The sequence below is a fragment of the Solimonas flava DSM 18980 genome, from assembly GCF_000426685.1.
GTDB classification, from domain to species: domain Bacteria; phylum Pseudomonadota; class Gammaproteobacteria; order Nevskiales; family Nevskiaceae; genus Solimonas; species Solimonas flava.
This window is the reverse complement of sequence record NZ_AUFV01000013.1, coordinates 1-16,611: the sequence shown is the minus strand read 5'-3', so window position 1 is coordinate 16,611 and position 16,611 is coordinate 1. Positions and strand designations below refer to the sequence as shown.

The following is a 16,611-nucleotide window of genomic DNA, read 5'->3' as shown; positions in this document are numbered from 1 at the left end:
TTTCCGCGCAAGGCCGACTGCGCCGCTTCGCACTTTACAGCGGCATGGGCCTGACCATGCTCTCCAGCGGCGCCTGGGGCGCGCAGTTCGGTTCGCCGGCATGGTTCGCGGCCCAGCAGAACGCTGCGCCGGCGCCCGGCCGCGCCAGCGGCGCCCCGCCGGCGGCCGGCTCCATGAATAATCTCGCAGGCCGCGTCGTCACGCCGGATCAGGCGCTGGTGCGCGCGCAGCGCTCCATCACCAACCTGAGCCGCGCGGCCGAGATGCTGGCAAATGGTCAGGCGGCGCAGAACGCCGCGCGCCAGCTGGCCCTCAGCGGGCCGAGCACGGTGCCCAACGGCCTGCAGGCCGGCGGCTTGCAGGTCGCGGCCGGCGCCGACAGCGATCCGACGCTCTGGCAGGGCGCCGAGCGTCCGACACAGACGGCGAGCGACGGCAAGATTACGGTCACGGTCGAGCAGACCGCGAACAAGGCGATCCTCAACTGGGAGACCTTCAACGTCGGCCGCGAAACCACGCTGCACTTCGATCAGAGCGCCGGCACCCAGAGCGACGGCAGCAACACCTGGGTCGCGCTCAACCGCGTGCTCGATCCGAGCGCGCGACCGAGCCAGATTCTCGGTTCGATCAAGGCCGAAGGCTCGGTCTACGTCATCAACAACAACGGCATCATCTTCGGCGGCGCCAGCCAGGTGAACGTGCATTCGTTCCTGGCGTCGTCGCTGAATCTGTTCAGCAACGACCGGGCGGTCAGCGATGCGAAGTTGCTGAACAGCGGCATCGGCAGTGAACACAACGTCCTCGTCAGTCCGGGTGGAGAGCTTGACGATGCTTCGACACGGATCACCACGAACACTCCCGAGATGCCGTTATCCGGGGACGTCGTGTTTGAAGCCGGAGCTTCGATCCACGCCGGGAAACTCGGCTACGTCCTCGTTGCGGCTCCGGACGTAGAAAACGCCGGCACGATCGTCGCGGACGATGGACAAGTCTATCTTGCATCGGCGCTTGCGCTCAGATCAGGCGTTGTCGCGGCAGGAAACCGGCTCTTGGATTTCGATCTGCTCAATGAGGTCTATTCCAACGCTTCAGGCAGCAACTACTTTGTCACGACGGATCTCACGAATACGGGCCTGATTCAGGCTCGACGCGGCGACGTCAGCCTGTTCGGGAGCGACGTCACCCAGGCCGGCGTGGTGGCCAGCTCGACGAGCGTCAGCCAGCCGGGAAGCATTCATATCGGCGCGTTCATGGGCGAGACCAGCAATCCCAGCAGCGTCGCCAAGATGGTGGGCTCAATCGTTTTTTCCGCCGATTCGCTCACGGCGATGTTGCCCGACAGCAATGGTGCGACCACGACGTCTTCAGCGTCCGCCGACGCGGCCTTTCAGACCGGTTCGATTTTGTTGAAAGGCGGATCAGTGACGTTCCAGGGCGGGTCTTTGTTGGAAGCGCCCGGCGCGAACGTGACGGTGACTGCCGTCGTTCCGCCGGGGTATACCGATGACCCCGGCGATTCCTTCGTGCTGGGCCGGATATACGCCGATGACGGCGCAACGATCGATGTTTCCGGTCTCGCCGACGTGCGACTGGCGATGACCGCGAATGCCGTTACTGTCCCGCGTCTCGGCCTGAATGAGCTGGCCGATTCGCCGCTGCAGCGCGATGGCGTGCTGTACACGCAGCCCATCGTCATCGATGCGCGCGAATCCGGCACGCGCGCTGATGGGCTGGCCTGGATCGGCACGCCGCTGGCGAATGTCGGCGGTTACGCCGAGCTCGTGCCGCGGACCGTCGACCAGCTGTTGGTCAACGGCGGGACGCTGAACCTCACCGGGCGCGAGGTCCTGACGGCGAGCGGCTCGCTGCTCAATCTCGACGGCGGCTACGTGCACTATCTGGGCGGCACCGTGCAGACGACGCGCCTGCTGGGCGCCGACGGCCGCATTTACGATATCGCCAGCGCCGATCCCAACATGACGTACATCGGTATCGCCGGGCAGTACGTACGCAGCCAGCCGCGCTGGAACATCACCGACACGTACACGGATCCCTTGCTCAGCGGCCGCCTCGGCCATTACGAAAGCGACTACATCGTCGGCGGCGACGGTGGCACGCTGAACATCAGGGCCGGCACGGCGATTCTCGACGGTTCGGTATCGGCCGCTGCTTTCGCTGGCCGGTATCAGGTACAGAGCGGGCTGTTGCCCGATGGCGGAACGCTCGCGATCAACGGTGCCGGACAAGTCGGTACCGTCGGTTACGGACCAAACAACGAAATACTTGATACGTATCTGCAGACGCAGACCAACGGCAATTACCTCATCAGCGACGAAGCGCCGCACCTGAACGACATCGCGGCGAATTTCGATGCCTCCACCTCGCTCGATACGCCGGAGATGCTCGCCAGGGATCCGAACGATCCGCACAACGTCCGCTACTGGACCACGCTGTCCGCCTCGCAGCTGAGCGAGGCCGGCTTCTCGAAGATCGGCGTCTCGCAGCAGAACGGACAGGTCGAAGTCGCCGAGAATGCACATCTCAGCGTGCAGCCTGGCGGCACGATTTCCCTGACCGGCGCCAGGGTCACGATCGACGGCGATCTCTCCGCAGCGTCCGGCCACATCAACGTCGTGGCCACCGGCTTGACGTCCACCGCGCCGAATACGCTGCCGGCCGATGCGTCCGGCCTGCACGGTAACGGCGATCTGGTCGTCGGCGCCGGCGCCGTCCTCGATGCGAGCGGCGAGTGGGTGAACGACGCATACCGCGAGATCGACGAACGCAGCGGTACCGCGACCCTCAACGGCGGCAGCATTGCGCTGACCACGCAGCGCGCGCTGAGCGCGCAGAACATCGACACCTCGGGTTCGCTCGTGCTGGAAGCGGGCAGCGTGCTCGACGCGTCGAGCGGCGGCTATGTCCGGCCCGACGGCAAGCTTGCGGTGAACGGCGACGGCGTCGCGCAGGGCGCAGGCGGCAGCATCCGTCTCGCCGTGTACACAGGCAGTTCCGCCAACTCTGCCGTGGAACTCGTGCCGGGCAGCCAACCAGTGCAAAGCAGGCTGCAGCTCGACGGAACACTCCGTGCCTACGGTTTCTCGCAGGGCGGCACGCTGAGCTTGCGCGCGCTGGGCATCCAGATCGGCGGCGATCCCGCCGATGCGGCACCGTACGCGCTGTGGCTGGATCCGCAGTTCTTCAACGGGAACGGCTTCGCCAGCTATGACCTCGGCGCGTACTACGACGCGACGGTCGCCGACGGCACGCAGCTGCACGTGACGCAGCAGAACTGGCTGCCGAACTACGCGTCCATCCTGCAAGCGCCCAGCGGCGCCGATCTGACGGGCGGCGCCTATGCGAGCGTCGGCACGCTCGATGCCTATCGCCGCACGTCGACGAATTTTTCCCTGTGGTCCGGCGGCTACCTGAACTGGCGTACCGAAGGCTCGCAGTCTTCGCCGCAGCCGAGTTACGACGGCGTCAGCGGCACGACGCTGCTCGGCAAGGGCGCGAGCATCGTGGCGGAGAGCGGCGGCGCCGGCAGCGGGCCGAGCGTGACGCTGGGCGGCGGCCAGGTGACGGTGCGCGGCAGCATCGTTGCACGCGGCGGCACGATCGCGCTGTCGGGCAGCGGCAGCGACGGCTCGCTCGTCGATCCGGTGCTGGCGGTGAATCCCACCACCGGCAGCAATCGTTCGGTCTGGCTCGGCGCCGACAGCCTGCTCGATGTCTCCGGCATCTCGCTGATCGATCCGCTGGCGTCCCCGGTCGCCACCGCCGACGGCCTCGTCGTGCCGCGCACCGGCGAAGTGCTCGACGGCGGCGCCGTGATCCTCGACAACAATCAGGGCTATGTCGTTGCCGAAGAAGGGGCACGCATCGACGTGTCGGGCAGCAGCGATCGTTACGATCTGGTCCAGCGCGGGCGCACCGGCGCGGTGTTGAGCACGCAGGACATCTGGAGCGACGCCGGCAGCATCACCATCGGTGCGCGCGACGGCCTGTACCTCGACGCGACGATCGGCGCGCACGGCGGCAGCGAGCAGGCGAGAGGCGGCACGCTCAGCATCATTCCCGAAAAGGGCGGCAGCACGCCGCAGCCGGGCAGCCCGGTCATCGTGCTGCAGCAGAGCGGCCGGCTGCTGCCCGACGGCCTGCAGCCGGGCGACGACGTCGAACCCGATCAGGAGCAGGCATCGGGCGCTCTGCATCTGGCCGTCGATCGGCTCGCCGGCTCCGGCATCGAGAATCTGCATCTCGGCGGCGACAGCACCGGCGTCGGCACGCTGAACTGGCAACTGCTGACGCCCGTCGCGTTCTCCGGCGACGTGCATCTGGCGCTGGATCGTTCGCTGACGATCAACGCCTCATCACTCGTCGCACTGCCGGAAGGCAGCAGCGACGTCGGCGCCGCGCCCGCGGTCGATACGCAGGTCGTGCTCGACGCGCCGTACGTGGAAATCTACGGGGCCAACAACCGGACGGCCTTGTCCGGCACCTTGCCCGCGCCGGCCGGCGCGACGCTGGAAGTGTCGGGCGACTTCGTCGACATCGGCGGCCGCCTCACGCTGCGCAACTTCACCGACGCCGAATTCCGCAGCAGCGGCGACATCCGTTTCCGTACCGACGCCGACGACGCCTACAGCGGCACGACGGCGCTGAGCGGCCAGTTGCTGACGGCCGGCGATCTCACTTTCAGCGCCGCGCAGATCTATCCGGCGACCGACAACGCTTTCGCGATCGTCGCCAGCGGCGCGGTCGATCCGCTGACCGGACAGAGAGCGGACACCACGATCACGATCGAAGGCAAGGGCGCGGACGCGCAGACGCCCCTGTCGGCGAACGGCCGGCTGCTGCTCGACGCCACGCACATCGAGCAGGGCGGCACGCTGCGCGCGCCGGCCGGCAGCATCGTGCTCGGCGTCGACGATGCGGACGACGCCGGCCTGCGCGCGGCCTTCGGCAACGCGCCGTACGTGGCGACGCAATCGGTGCATCTGGCGGACGGCAGTCTCACCTCGGTCTCGCTCGACGGGCAGACGGTGCCTTGGGGCGTGACGGTCGATCAGGTCGACTGGCAGGACCACGGCAGCCCCGGCCAGACGAGCTATCCCAACCTCGGCGCGCCGCCGGAGAAGCAGATCACCATCGCCGGCACCGACGTGGCGCTCGATGCCGGGGCGACCGTCGATCTCGAGGGCGGCGGCGATCTGTACGCGACGGAGTGGATCCCCGGTGCCGGCGGATCGCGCGATGTGCTGTCGCGCACCAATACCGTGTACTCCGGCACCACGCCGACCGCAGTGCCGCTGTATGCGGACGGCCGTGCCGTCTACGCGCTCGTGCCCGGCAGCCAGGCGTCCGTCGCGCCTTACGATCCTTCGCTGGACAGCGGCGACGTGCGGGTCGGCCAGGCCGTCTATCTGTCCGGCGCCGCCGGCATCCCGGCCGGCGTCTACACGCTGATGCCGGCGCGGTATGCGACGCTGCCCGGCGCCTATCGCGTCGTGCAGGACACCGGCGCGCTCGATGTGACGGGCAGCACGCGGCTCGCCGACGGCACGCTGCGCGTTTCCGGTTACTACGCCGACACGTTGACGGGTGCCCGCGACGCGCGCAGCACGGCGTTCCTCGTGCAGTCGCGCGAGGTCTGGGGCCAGTACTCCGAGTACGCCGTCACCAGCGCGAACGCTTACTTCGCCAAGCTTGCGCAGGACAAGGGCACCGCCGTGCCGCGCCTGCCGGTCGACGCCGGCAGACTCACGCTCGCCGCGTCGGATTCGCTGAGTCTCGGTGCGAGCCTGCAGACGGCGGCGGGCGAGGGCGGCGCCGGCGCGCAGGTCGACATCGCCTCGGCGCGCATTCAGATCAGCGGCGGCGGTGCTGGCGCGCGCGACGGCTATCTGCAGCTCGACGTCGCCGATCTCAACGCGCTCGGCGCCGAAAGCCTGCTGATCGGCGGTGCACGCAGCCAGGACAGCAGCGGCGTGACGATCGATGCGCAGGCGAGCAGCGTCGTCGTCAGCAACGATCAGAACTCGGCGCTCGGCGCGCCGGAAATCCTGCTGGTGACGAATGGCGGCAGCGGCGCCGAGGGCGACGGCCTGCACATCGAAAGCGGCAGTGTGATCCGCGCCGAAGGCAAGGTGCCGGAAACGTCGAGCGTGCCGATTCGCATCGGCCGCGATGAGGACAGCAGCGGCAACGCCGGCATCTCTGGCGACGGCGCGCTGCTGCGCCTCTCCAACGGTGCGCCGGTGCTCGTCGACCGCCGCAACATCAGCGGCGACGGCGGCCTTCTGCAGATCGGTGCCGGCGCCACGCTGGACGGCGGCGCGGCGCTGTCGCTCGACGCCACCGGCGACACGCGGCTCGATGCCACGGCGCTCCTGCAGGCCAAGGCGATCGACGCCAACGGTTCACTGGTCAGCATCGTCGCCACCGCGGCCGACGCCGAGGGCCGCAGCGGTCTGGTCATCGGCCCTGAAACGCTCGCGCAGTTCGGCAACGCGGAAAGCATCACCCTGCGCAGCCGCGGCGCGATGGATTTCGTCGGCGCGCTCGATCTGGCGTTGGACGAAACCGATCTCGGCCTCAGCGCCGCGCGCTTCGTCGGCGACGGCCATGACGTGCATCTCGCCGCACGGACACTGACGCTGGGCAACGAGCTGAACGGCAGTGCCGCCGCTCCGGCGATGACGTCGGCCGCCGCCCTGCATCTCGACGCCGGCGTGCTGAACGTCGGTGCCGGCGATGCGCAGTTCGCCGGCTTCGCCAGCGTCGATGCGCGGGCAACGCAGATGATTTCCGGCCGCGGCACCGGCAGTCTCGATTTCGGCGACGCCGCCGTGACGCTGGCTGCGCCGGCGCTGGTCGCGGGCGGTGGCGCCGATTCGACGGTGAGAACCGCCGGCGCCCTGCATCTGGCCAGCGCGGAGGGAACCCTGCCGGACGATCTGCCGGTCGGCGGCGCACTGACGCTGGTCGGCGACAGCGTCGACGGCAACGCGCGCCTCGTCGCGCCGGCCGGAAACGTCACGCTGCATGCCACGCAGGGCGACGTTGCGCTTGCTGCGGGCGCGGTGGTCGACGTTTCCGGTGTGGCGAAGGACTTCTTCGACGTCAAGCGCTATGCCGATGGCGGTGCGATCAGTCTGGTCGCCGATCACGGCAATGTGACGGTCGCGCAGGGCGCGACGCTCGACTTCGCCGCCGATGAAGGCGGCGGCGACGCCGGCAGCCTCAGCGTGCACGCCGCCGAAGGCAGCGTGCAGCTCGACGGCGAGCTGCGCGGCAACGCGGCGGAAGGCCAGACCGGCGGCGCGTTCACGCTCGAAAGCGGCAGCGCCGTCGCGCTCGATGCGATCGCCGACCGCCTGCTGAGCGGCGGCATCGATCGTGCGATCCGCGTGCAGTCGCACAACGGTGATCTGCAATTGAGCGCCGGGCACACGCTGCAGGCGCAGGAAGTGACGCTGGTCGCAGACGCCGGCGAAGGCGGCAACGATGCCGCGCAGGGCCGCGTCATCGTCGGCGGCACGATCGACGCATCCGGCGAGAAAGGCGGAGACATCGCGCTCTACGGCAAGAGCGGTGTGGACGTGCAGGGCACGCTGCGCGCCAGCGCGTCGGGCAGCGAGGAGCGCGGCGGGACCGTCAAGCTCTACACCACGGGCATCACCGACGGCAGCTACGACGCCGAATACGGCTACCAGAACGTCCGCCATGAAGGCTCGGGCACGATCACGATCGGCAGCGCGGCGCTGATCGACGTCAGCGGCGGCAGCGAAGGTGGCAGCGTACAGATCCGCGCGCCGCTGCTCGACGACGGCGACGTCAATGTGTTCGTACAGAACGGCGCGCAGATCAAGGGCGCACGCGAAGTCGGCCTCGAAGCCTACGCCGTGTGGAGCACGACCGACGCCACCGCCGGCGCTCAGCACTTCGACGGGGTCATCGATCCTGCCGGCTGGTACGACGCCGGCGGTCAGCTGCTGCCGGGCACGTTCACCGATGCGGACGGCAAGGCGCTCGGCACGAGCGGAGACTTGAGCAAGGACTTCTATACGCCCGACCAGGCCAACGCCGACCACGTCGGCTTCTACCAGGACACGCTCGCCGACTTCGTGCAGCAGCCGGGCTTTACCTTCGAAGACCGCTTCGCGCAGATCGATCACTTCGTCGCGCGCCCCGGCATCGAGCTGCGCAATCCGAGCCCCAACGTCAACGGCGGCAAGATTGCCGTGCTCACCAACTGGAATCTCGGCGCGACGGACGTCAGCGGCAACTACGTCTACCGTTACGGCGGCGCCGCGCCGGTGCTGACGGTGCGGGCGGCGGGCGATCTGCAGGTGAAGGCGAGCATTACCGACGGGTTCCGGCAGTATTTCAACTCCGCCGGGTCGCCGCCGACCAGCACACTGGGCGAAGCGCAGGCAGCTTTGGATCAGTACCTCGCGGATGGATTGCCCGCAAGCTACATCGTGTCGCCGGCCACTTTCGATTCCGGAGATCCGGCATCGATCGGCTACTACTACACGCTGTACGAGCAGTATGCGTCGTTCCTCCGGAATCCCGCGTACGAGGACATTCAAGCGCCTTTCTACTACGACGCATTTCCAGCAGGCACGACAGGCGAAGTTCCCGGTGCGCCGACGGAGGCGCCGGTCGCGCCAACCGATCCGCGCGAATATGCAAGCTATCTGACCGCGTATGCGGATTATTTCGCGCAGATCGTCTCTGCGTGGAGCGCCAGCGGTTATGGCGTGTTCCCGAACTACGAGCAGGTCGCCGCCCCGCCGACGATTCTGGTGCCGCTTCGCGGACCGGTCGACAACACGCCATCGCCAATCGTTACCGCATCCAACCCGCTGCCGCTGCTGACAAGCAATCTCGCCGGCACGGACAGCAGCTCGTATCGCTTCGCCGCCGGCGCGAATTTCGCCAGCAGCGATCCGCTGGCGCTGCACGGCACGGGCGGCGATCTGACGCTGGACGGCCATACGACGTTCAATAGGACCGACGACAACTATGGCGTCACGACCGTCTATCTCTCACCGACACTGATCCGCACCGGCACCGGCTCGATCGAGCTGGCCGCCGCACACGACATCGCCCTGCTCGATGAGCAAGCCCCCGGCGCCATCTATGCGGCGGGCCGGCAGTCGGCGGCCACCGCCGTCGGCACCGAGAGCGCGCTGGTGATTACTGGCGACGCGCTGCTTGCGCCGGGCATCGTCGTCAGTGGCGTCAATACGCCGGAGGATGGCGGCAAGGTGAGCCTGCATGCGCAGAACGATATTCTCGGCCTGCAGCAGGTGTACGACGTGGACGGCAGCATCACCGGTCAGGCGGGCAATCTCATCGCCCAGTACTGGACGCCGTGGATGCAGACCGCCAACACGGCGACGCAATCCTCGATCAACTTCGGTGCCTTCGATCAGGGCGTGATGAGCGTCGGCGGCGACGTCGAGATTTCCGCGGGCCGCGACATCAGCCAGCTGCAGGTGTCGCTGCCGACGACCTGGTATCTCGGCGAAGGCGTCCACGGCGAACCGGTGGTCAATACCGTCGGCGGCGGTGACCTCGCGGTGTCGGCGGGCCGCGACATCCTCAGCGGCAGCTACTTCGTTGCAAAAGGCGAGGGCAACATCAATGCCGGTCGCAGCATCGCGGCCGGCTTCGCGATGCCGACCGACAACGATTCCAGCAATGGCGCCATATCGCCGGCCGTGGCGACACTGTTCGCCCTGCAGGACGCTCGGCTCGAGGTGAATGCCCGGCAATCGATCGACATCGGCGGCGTCTACAACCCTTCCTATGTCGCCAGCAGCCTTGCCTTGTCCCTGGGCACGCTATTGGATTCGCAGGCATACAGCGCGGACTCCGCGATCAAGGTCAGTTCGCTCGGCGGCGATGTGTCGTTCGACACCTTGAAGCTCGCCAACACCTTGTTCTCGTATGGGCTGAAGGGCAATCGCATCGAAGGCTTCGCCAACAACAATGGTTTTGCCGCGGGCTATCTGTTGCCCGCGACGCTCGATCTGATGGCTTTCGACGGCAATATTTCGATGCAGGGCGCGGGCGCGCTGTATCCCTCGCAAACCGGAAATCTCGCGCTCGTCGCCGACGGTTCGGTAACGCTCTACAACGATGCGATAGGAGCACCGAGCAGTGCGCAAGGCCTCGGGCTCGGGCTTATCGATGTAACCGGCGCGTTGCCGTCGCCGCTCGAGCGCATGGCGGCGGGTGGCCTTTCAAATACGCAGCTCGGGCTTCTCACCAGCAGCAACAGCAATGCCGGCTATGGCCAGCACGAATCGGCGCCGCTGCACGGCACCAGTCGCGAGCCGGTGCGCATCTATGCACTCAACGGCGACATCATCGACGGCACGTCGCAGTTGCTCGGCCTGCCTTACGCGCAACTCGTGATTACGCCGAACAAGCCGGCGCAGCTTCAAGCCGGGCGCGACATCGTCAATCTTGCCTTCGTGGGTCAGAACTTTTCGGATTCTGATGTGACGAGAATCGTCGCCGGCCGAGATCTGTATACGACGCCAATCGCATCGGCCATCGACGTGGCGCAGAACGAAACTTATGTCGTCACGCCTTCCCTCGAACTGGGCGGTCCGGGCCTGTTCGACATCGAAGCGGGCCGCAATCTCGGCCCACTGACGCCGGCCAATCTGCCGAGCGCACCCGGCATCCGCACGGTCGGCAATCTCTACAACCCGTACCTGCCGCGCGAAGGCGCCAGCGTCATGGCCTTGTACGGCGTCGCGCCCGGAGTCGACGTCGCGAGCTTCGCGGCACGCTACATCGATCCATCGGCGCCGCAAGTCGATGGCGTGCCGGACTACGGCGAAGCGCTGATCGCCTTCATGGAGCAGTACGGGGCGGGGCAGTCGGATGGCAACGATGCAGCTGCCGCCGGCGGGCTGACGGTCGACGAGGCCTGGGTCGCCTTCGAACAGTTGCCGGCCTGGCGCCAGCAGATCTTCGTGCAGCAAGTTTTCTTCGACATCCTCGACCGCACGGGTCGCGACTACAACGATCCAGAAAGCCTCTATCACGGTCAATACGCGCGTGGCTACGCGGCCATCAATACGCTGTTCCCAGCGGCCTGGGGCTACACCGCGAACGAACTCGGCGGCGGCATCAACGGTGCAACGGCGCCGGTGCAGACGGGCAATCTCGACCTGCGGCGCAGCACCATCCAGACGCAGCAGGGCGGCAACGTCTCGCTGCTCGGCCCCGGCGGCGACGCGCTGGTCGGCAGCTCCTCGGCGCCGCCGGTGATCACCGACAGCGGCGGCAAGGTGCTCGCCGGCCCGAACGCTCTGGGCATCCTCACCCTGGAGACGGGCAACGTCGACATCTTCACCGACCGCAGCCTGCTGCTCGCGCAGAGCCGCATCTTCACGGAGCAGGGCGGCGACATCCTGATCTGGAGTTCGAACGGCGACGTCAATGCCGGCAAGGGTGCCAAGACGACGTCGGAAATCCCGCCGCCGAGCTATCTCTGCGACCCGGATCATTACTGCTACGTCGATGCCAAGTCGCAGGTCAGCGGCGCCGGCATCGCCACGCTGGCGACCAAACCGGACACGCCGCCGGGCGATGCCGTGCTGGTCGCGCCGCGCGGCACCGTCGATGCCGGCGATGCCGGCATCCGCTCGTCCGGCAATCTCGTCGTCGCGGCGTTCGCCGTGGCCAATGCCGACAACATCCAGGTGCAGGGCGAGACGGTCGGCGTGCCGACCGGCCTCGTCAACGTCGGCGCCCTCAACACCGCCAACAGCGCCGCCGCCGCCGCGCAGGCCTCCGCCGACGCGCTCGCCAACCAACGCCCGCCGGAGCGCGCGGCGTCGATGATCACCGTGGAAGTCGTCGGCTTCGGTCAGCCGGACGCCGAGCAGAAACGCAAGCTGCGCGAGCAATAGCGCGTCAGGGATCAGAGTCGGGTCTTCCGGCATGCATGACGGCATCGCGCCGTCAGGCATGCCTATCTCTGCGTCCGCGATCCGTGCAGAGCATGCGATCGTCTCGCGAACCTTAGCCCGCTCTTTAGACTGCCTTAACGTTGCCCGGCTTTGTGCCGGAAGAAAATTGCGATTCGCGTCGCAGGCTTGCACGGGAAGGAGCGTTTATTTCAGCCGCCGTCCTTGAGCGTCACATGGAGCGCCACGCGGGCTACCTAGCGTGCACGGGCCGATGCGATGTCCGGCTTCGGCACCCACCCCAGGTTCCATGTTTCTTCGCAAGGAGAGTTTGCATGTCCATGATGCTCAAGAAGGCGCTTTGCGCTGCGGCCCTCGCCGCATCGCTGCCGATGGCGGCGATGGCGGCGGATCTGTATGGCGGCGGCGCGACGCTGCCGGCGATCGGCTACGTCGGCGTGACGGAAGCCACGACCGTCAATCCGTCGACCAATCCCGGCACGGGCAGCGCGTTCCGCCAGTTCCTCAACAGCTCGCCGAGCTTCGTCTCCGGCATTTCGTACTGCCAGACGGGCAGCGGCTTCGGCAAGCGCGTGCTGATCGGCACCAACAACGCCAGCCTGACCTGCGCGGCGCTCGGCACGTCTTCGGTCGATGGCACCAACGGCTTCGCCGCCTCGGGCCAGACCTACGCCGATTTCGTCGGCTCCGATTCGCCGCTCAGCCTCACCGAGTATCAGACCTTCGCGACCAACCAGGGCAGCGGCGGCACGACGTACATCGACGGCCGCAGCGAGCCGGTGCAAGTGCCGGTGGTCGTCGGCGCCGTGGCGCTGCTTTACCGCAACGCCGATGTGACGACGCAGCTGAGCCTGACCAACGCGCAGGTCTGCGACATCTTCCGCGGCAACATCACCAACTGGAATCAGATCAGCGCCTCGTATCCGAGCAAGGCGATCAAGGTGATCTACCGCAGCGACGGCAGCGGCACGACGTTCTCGTTCGCCAACTACCTCAACGGCCGCTGCTCGTTCAGCACCTACGGCTTCAGCGTCGACCAGGCGTTCACGACCGTGTTTCCGGGCAATGAGCCGTCGAACTTCATCGGCGCCAGCGGCAATCCGGGCGTGACCAGCACGGTCGTCAACACGGATGGCGCGATCGGCTACGTGGAAGCAGCCAACGCGAAGAACGCGGTGACCAGCAGCATCAACTTCGCCAAGGTGGCCGGCAAGGATCCGATCGCCGATCTGCCGACGTCCGCCAACTCGATCACCAGCACGGCGCTGCTGACCAACAAGGCGATCGGTGCGATCAACGGTTCGACGGGCCGTCCGGCCATCGTCGACCTGGCGTCGCCGACACCGTCGGGCAGCTGCGTTCTGCTGGTGAATCCGGACGCCTACGACACCGAGCCGACCGGCTATCCGATCATCGCCTTCTCGTACTTCCTGTTCTCGAAGGCGGGCAACGGTTCGAAGACCTCCGACCTGCAGAAGCTCGTCACGGTCATGACGACGGCCTCCAACTACAGCGGCACGACCCCGCCGATCACGACGATCAACCCGGCCGGCACCGGCACGGGCACGACGGGCTACGCCTCGCTGCGTCTCAGCGGCCTGAACGCGATGGGCAGCACGGTCCAGTCGACCGCGAACGCCTGCATCGGCATGTAAGCAAGTGGGTTCAGGGAGCCGGCCCGGCGGCTCCTGAATCTGGTGCTTCGGGGCCGCCGCCGCCAAGCGGCGGCCCTTTCTCGCCGGCGCAGATTTTCCGCATGGTCCGTGTCGCACCAAGCTCCCATTTTGTGGTGCGCAGAGCCGGCACGGGACCCTTACGTCTATATGGGGATTGATCATGAATCATATGTCTTTAAGGCAGAGCGCGATCGCAGCGCTTGCTGCGGCCGGTACGCTGTGTGCCGCTGCGGCACAAGCCGGCGAAGCGAAGAAGGCTGAAGCACAGGGGCCGGTGTACTTCGGCGGTGGCGCCGTGTTACCGGCGGCCGGCTTGATCGGCAAGGCGCAGGCGTCCGGCGCCAATCCGACAACGGCGCCGGCCTACAGCACGAGCGGCGGCGAAGTCAGCGCCTTTGGATTCTTCGCGAAGCAACTGGCAACGCCGCAAAGCGTCGTGTCCTATTGCCGCGGCGGCTCGGGCTTTGCGCTCGATGTGATCGTCGGCAACAGCGATGCGAGCCAGGACTGCTCGCCAGTTCCGGGTCTGGAATCCTTCTTCCCGCAGGATTTTGGTTTCGGTGCGGCACCGCAGCCCTACGCTGATTTCGCGGCTTCCGACCTACCGCTCGACGCCTCGCGCTACGCGGCATTTGTCTCGCATACAGCAGATGCAGGCTCCGCTTTGCATGGGCGTGGCGAGCCGGTGCAGCTGCCGGCGGTCGTGTCGTCGATCGCCGTGCTGTACAACAACGGCGACGCCACGGCACGGCTGAATCTCGACAGTGAGCAACTCTGCGGCATCTTCGACGGCTACATCAGGGATTGGAACGAGCTCGACGCGTCGCTGCCGAGCAAGCCGATCAAGGTGCTCTATCCGGCAGAGAAGAGCCCGGTGACGTTCGCGCTCGCCAATCACCTCAGCCAGGTGTGCTCGGCATACGGACACACGTTCGCGCTCGACGCGCAGTTCAAGAAGATTCTGCCGAATCCACTGCCCGATACGGCGTCGACGGCGCAGTTTTACCCTCAGCTCGGCAATGTCGTCACCGCTGCAGCGATCAGCCTCGTCGATGGCGCGATCGGCTACGTGCCGACGGCGAATTCGGCCGGCTTTGTGTCCGACCCTGTGCAGTTTGCCAAGATCAATGGCCTTGATCCGATCGTCAATCTACCCGAGGCCAGCCGCTCGCTGTCGGTGAGCGCGATCGCCGCGGACAAGGTGCTAGGCGCCTACGTGCAGAACGGCCGGCCCGCGTTGGAGCCGCTATCGCCGGCGGCGCAGGGTTGCGTGCTGCTAGTCGATCCGTCGGCGTATGCGTTGCCCGTGGACGGCTATCCGATCCTCAGCGTTTCATATCTGTTGCTCTCGTCGAGTGGAAACGGCGTCAAGCTGGCCGACGTGCGCAGGCTCGGTGCATTTCTGCAGCAGGCTGGAAGCTACCCTGCGGCCGGCGTGACGACGCCGCGGATCAATGCGATCGACGTCGCTTCGTCGAGCCCGGATACGGGCGCAAAGGGCATTGCTTCGTTCCGCCTCGACAGCGATCTCGCGAGCACGGTCGTTGCGGCTGCACAGAGCTGCATTGCTAACTAGAATGGAGCGTTGCTGAATCGGACCCACCAAGCGGTGGGTCCGATTCACTACTCGCTGTCTGTGACACGTCGCCACGCCCGTGAACACTCTGTCATCAAATGTGGCGTAGCATCAGCCGGCACAGAAGTGGTCCCGCCAAATCGGACAGCCGGATAAGTGATGTTCTGCTCTAGTCAGGCGGCGCTCGTGGCGCCCAAGGAAGAGCAGATGAGAAGGCCCAGAAGGAATCACACCCCGGCGTTCAAGGCCAAGGTGGCACTGGCAGCGGTCAAGGGCGAAAAGACTCTGGCGCAGCTGGCCGAGCAGTTCGACGTGCACCCCAACCAGATCACGCAGTGGAAAACGCAGCTGCTGCAGAAGGCGGCGGAATCGTTCATGACGCCGGCCGAGCGCACGGTGACGCAGGGGCCGAGCGTGACGGACCTGCAGGCCAAGATCGGGCAGCTGACGATGGAGAACGATTTTTTAGAGCGCGCGCTCGATCGAGTCCACGGTCCGAGCGCCAAGCGATGATCGACCGGACAGCGGCGCTGCCGGTGACGCAGCAGTGCCGGATTCTGCAGCTGTCGCGATCGACGGTGTATCGGCCAGAGCCGGGGCCGCCCGACGCCGATCTGGCGCTGATGCGCCGGATCGACGCGCTGCATCTGGAATATCCGTTCCTGGGCAGCCGGCAGCTGCGCGACTGTCTGCGTCTGGAGGGACACCGGATCGGCCGCAAGCGCGTCCGCCGCCTGATGCGGATCATGGGCATCGAGGCGATCTACCGCCGGAAGAACACCAGCAAGCGCCACCCGCAGCACCCGGTGTTCCCGTACCTGCTGCGCGGGCTGACCATTGACCGGCCCAACCAGGTCTGGGCGATGGACATCACGTACTTGCCCATGAAGCGCGGCTTCGTCTACCTCGCCGTCGTGCTCGACTGGGCCACGCGCAGAGTCCTGTCGTTCCGGCTGTCGAACAGCCTGACGACGGATTTCTGTGTCGAGGCCGTTGAAGAAGCCATCGCCAGGCACGGGTGCCCGGAGATTTTCAACACCGACCAGGGCAGTCAATTCACCAGCTTCGAGTTCGTCAGCCTGCTCCAGGGTCATGGCATCCGGGTCAGCATGGACGGCAAGGGCTGCTGGCGCGACAACGTCTTCGTCGAGCGGCTATGGAAGACGATCAAGTACGAGGAGGTCTACCTTCACGCCTACGAGTCCGTGTCCGAGGCGCGGCAGCAGCTGACTCGCTACATCACGTTCTACAACACCCGACGACCGCACTCCGCGCTTGACGGAAAGACGCCCGACACCGTGTACTTCAACGCGCTGCCAGCACGGCTGGTGGCTTAACCCGGCAGAGCATCACTTATAAATCCGGGAAAGCTGCCCGACAAAGCGGGGCCACTTCT

General features: G+C 66.6%; 4 protein-coding genes. All 4 read left to right on the top strand.

Features of this window, described 5'->3' with window-relative positions:
• The first annotated feature begins 44 nt into the window (after positions 1–44).
• The 4 genes from K343_RS22170 (at position 45) to K343_RS0114060 (ending at position 16,552) form a co-directional block, all read left to right on the top strand.
• The gene (locus tag K343_RS22170) at positions 45–11,945 is read left to right on the top strand and encodes a filamentous hemagglutinin family protein (RefSeq protein WP_051278426.1); all 11,901 of its coding nucleotides are present in this window, start codon (positions 45–47) and stop codon (positions 11,943–11,945) included.
• Positions 11,946–12,277: 332 nt separating this feature from the next.
• Complete coding sequence (locus K343_RS0114075; protein WP_161628896.1) at positions 12,278–13,618, top strand: PstS family phosphate ABC transporter substrate-binding protein; 1,341 nt, start codon at positions 12,278–12,280, stop codon at positions 13,616–13,618.
• 181 nt (positions 13,619–13,799) lie between these two features.
• Positions 13,800–15,215 (top strand): PstS family phosphate ABC transporter substrate-binding protein, encoded by a 1,416-nt coding sequence (locus K343_RS0114070; RefSeq protein ID WP_084615895.1) that lies wholly within the window; start codon positions 13,800–13,802, stop codon positions 15,213–15,215.
• A 207-nt stretch (positions 15,216–15,422) separates the two neighbouring features.
• Positions 15,423–16,552, top strand: a protein-coding gene (locus tag K343_RS0114060; protein WP_154662593.1) for an IS3 family transposase whose coding sequence is annotated in 2 segments (ribosomal slippage) — positions 15,423–15,690 and positions 15,690–16,552 — 1,131 coding nt in all. Because the reading frame shifts where the segments join, the coding sequence is not laid out codon by codon here.
• The last annotated feature ends 59 nt before the right edge of the window (positions 16,553–16,611 follow it).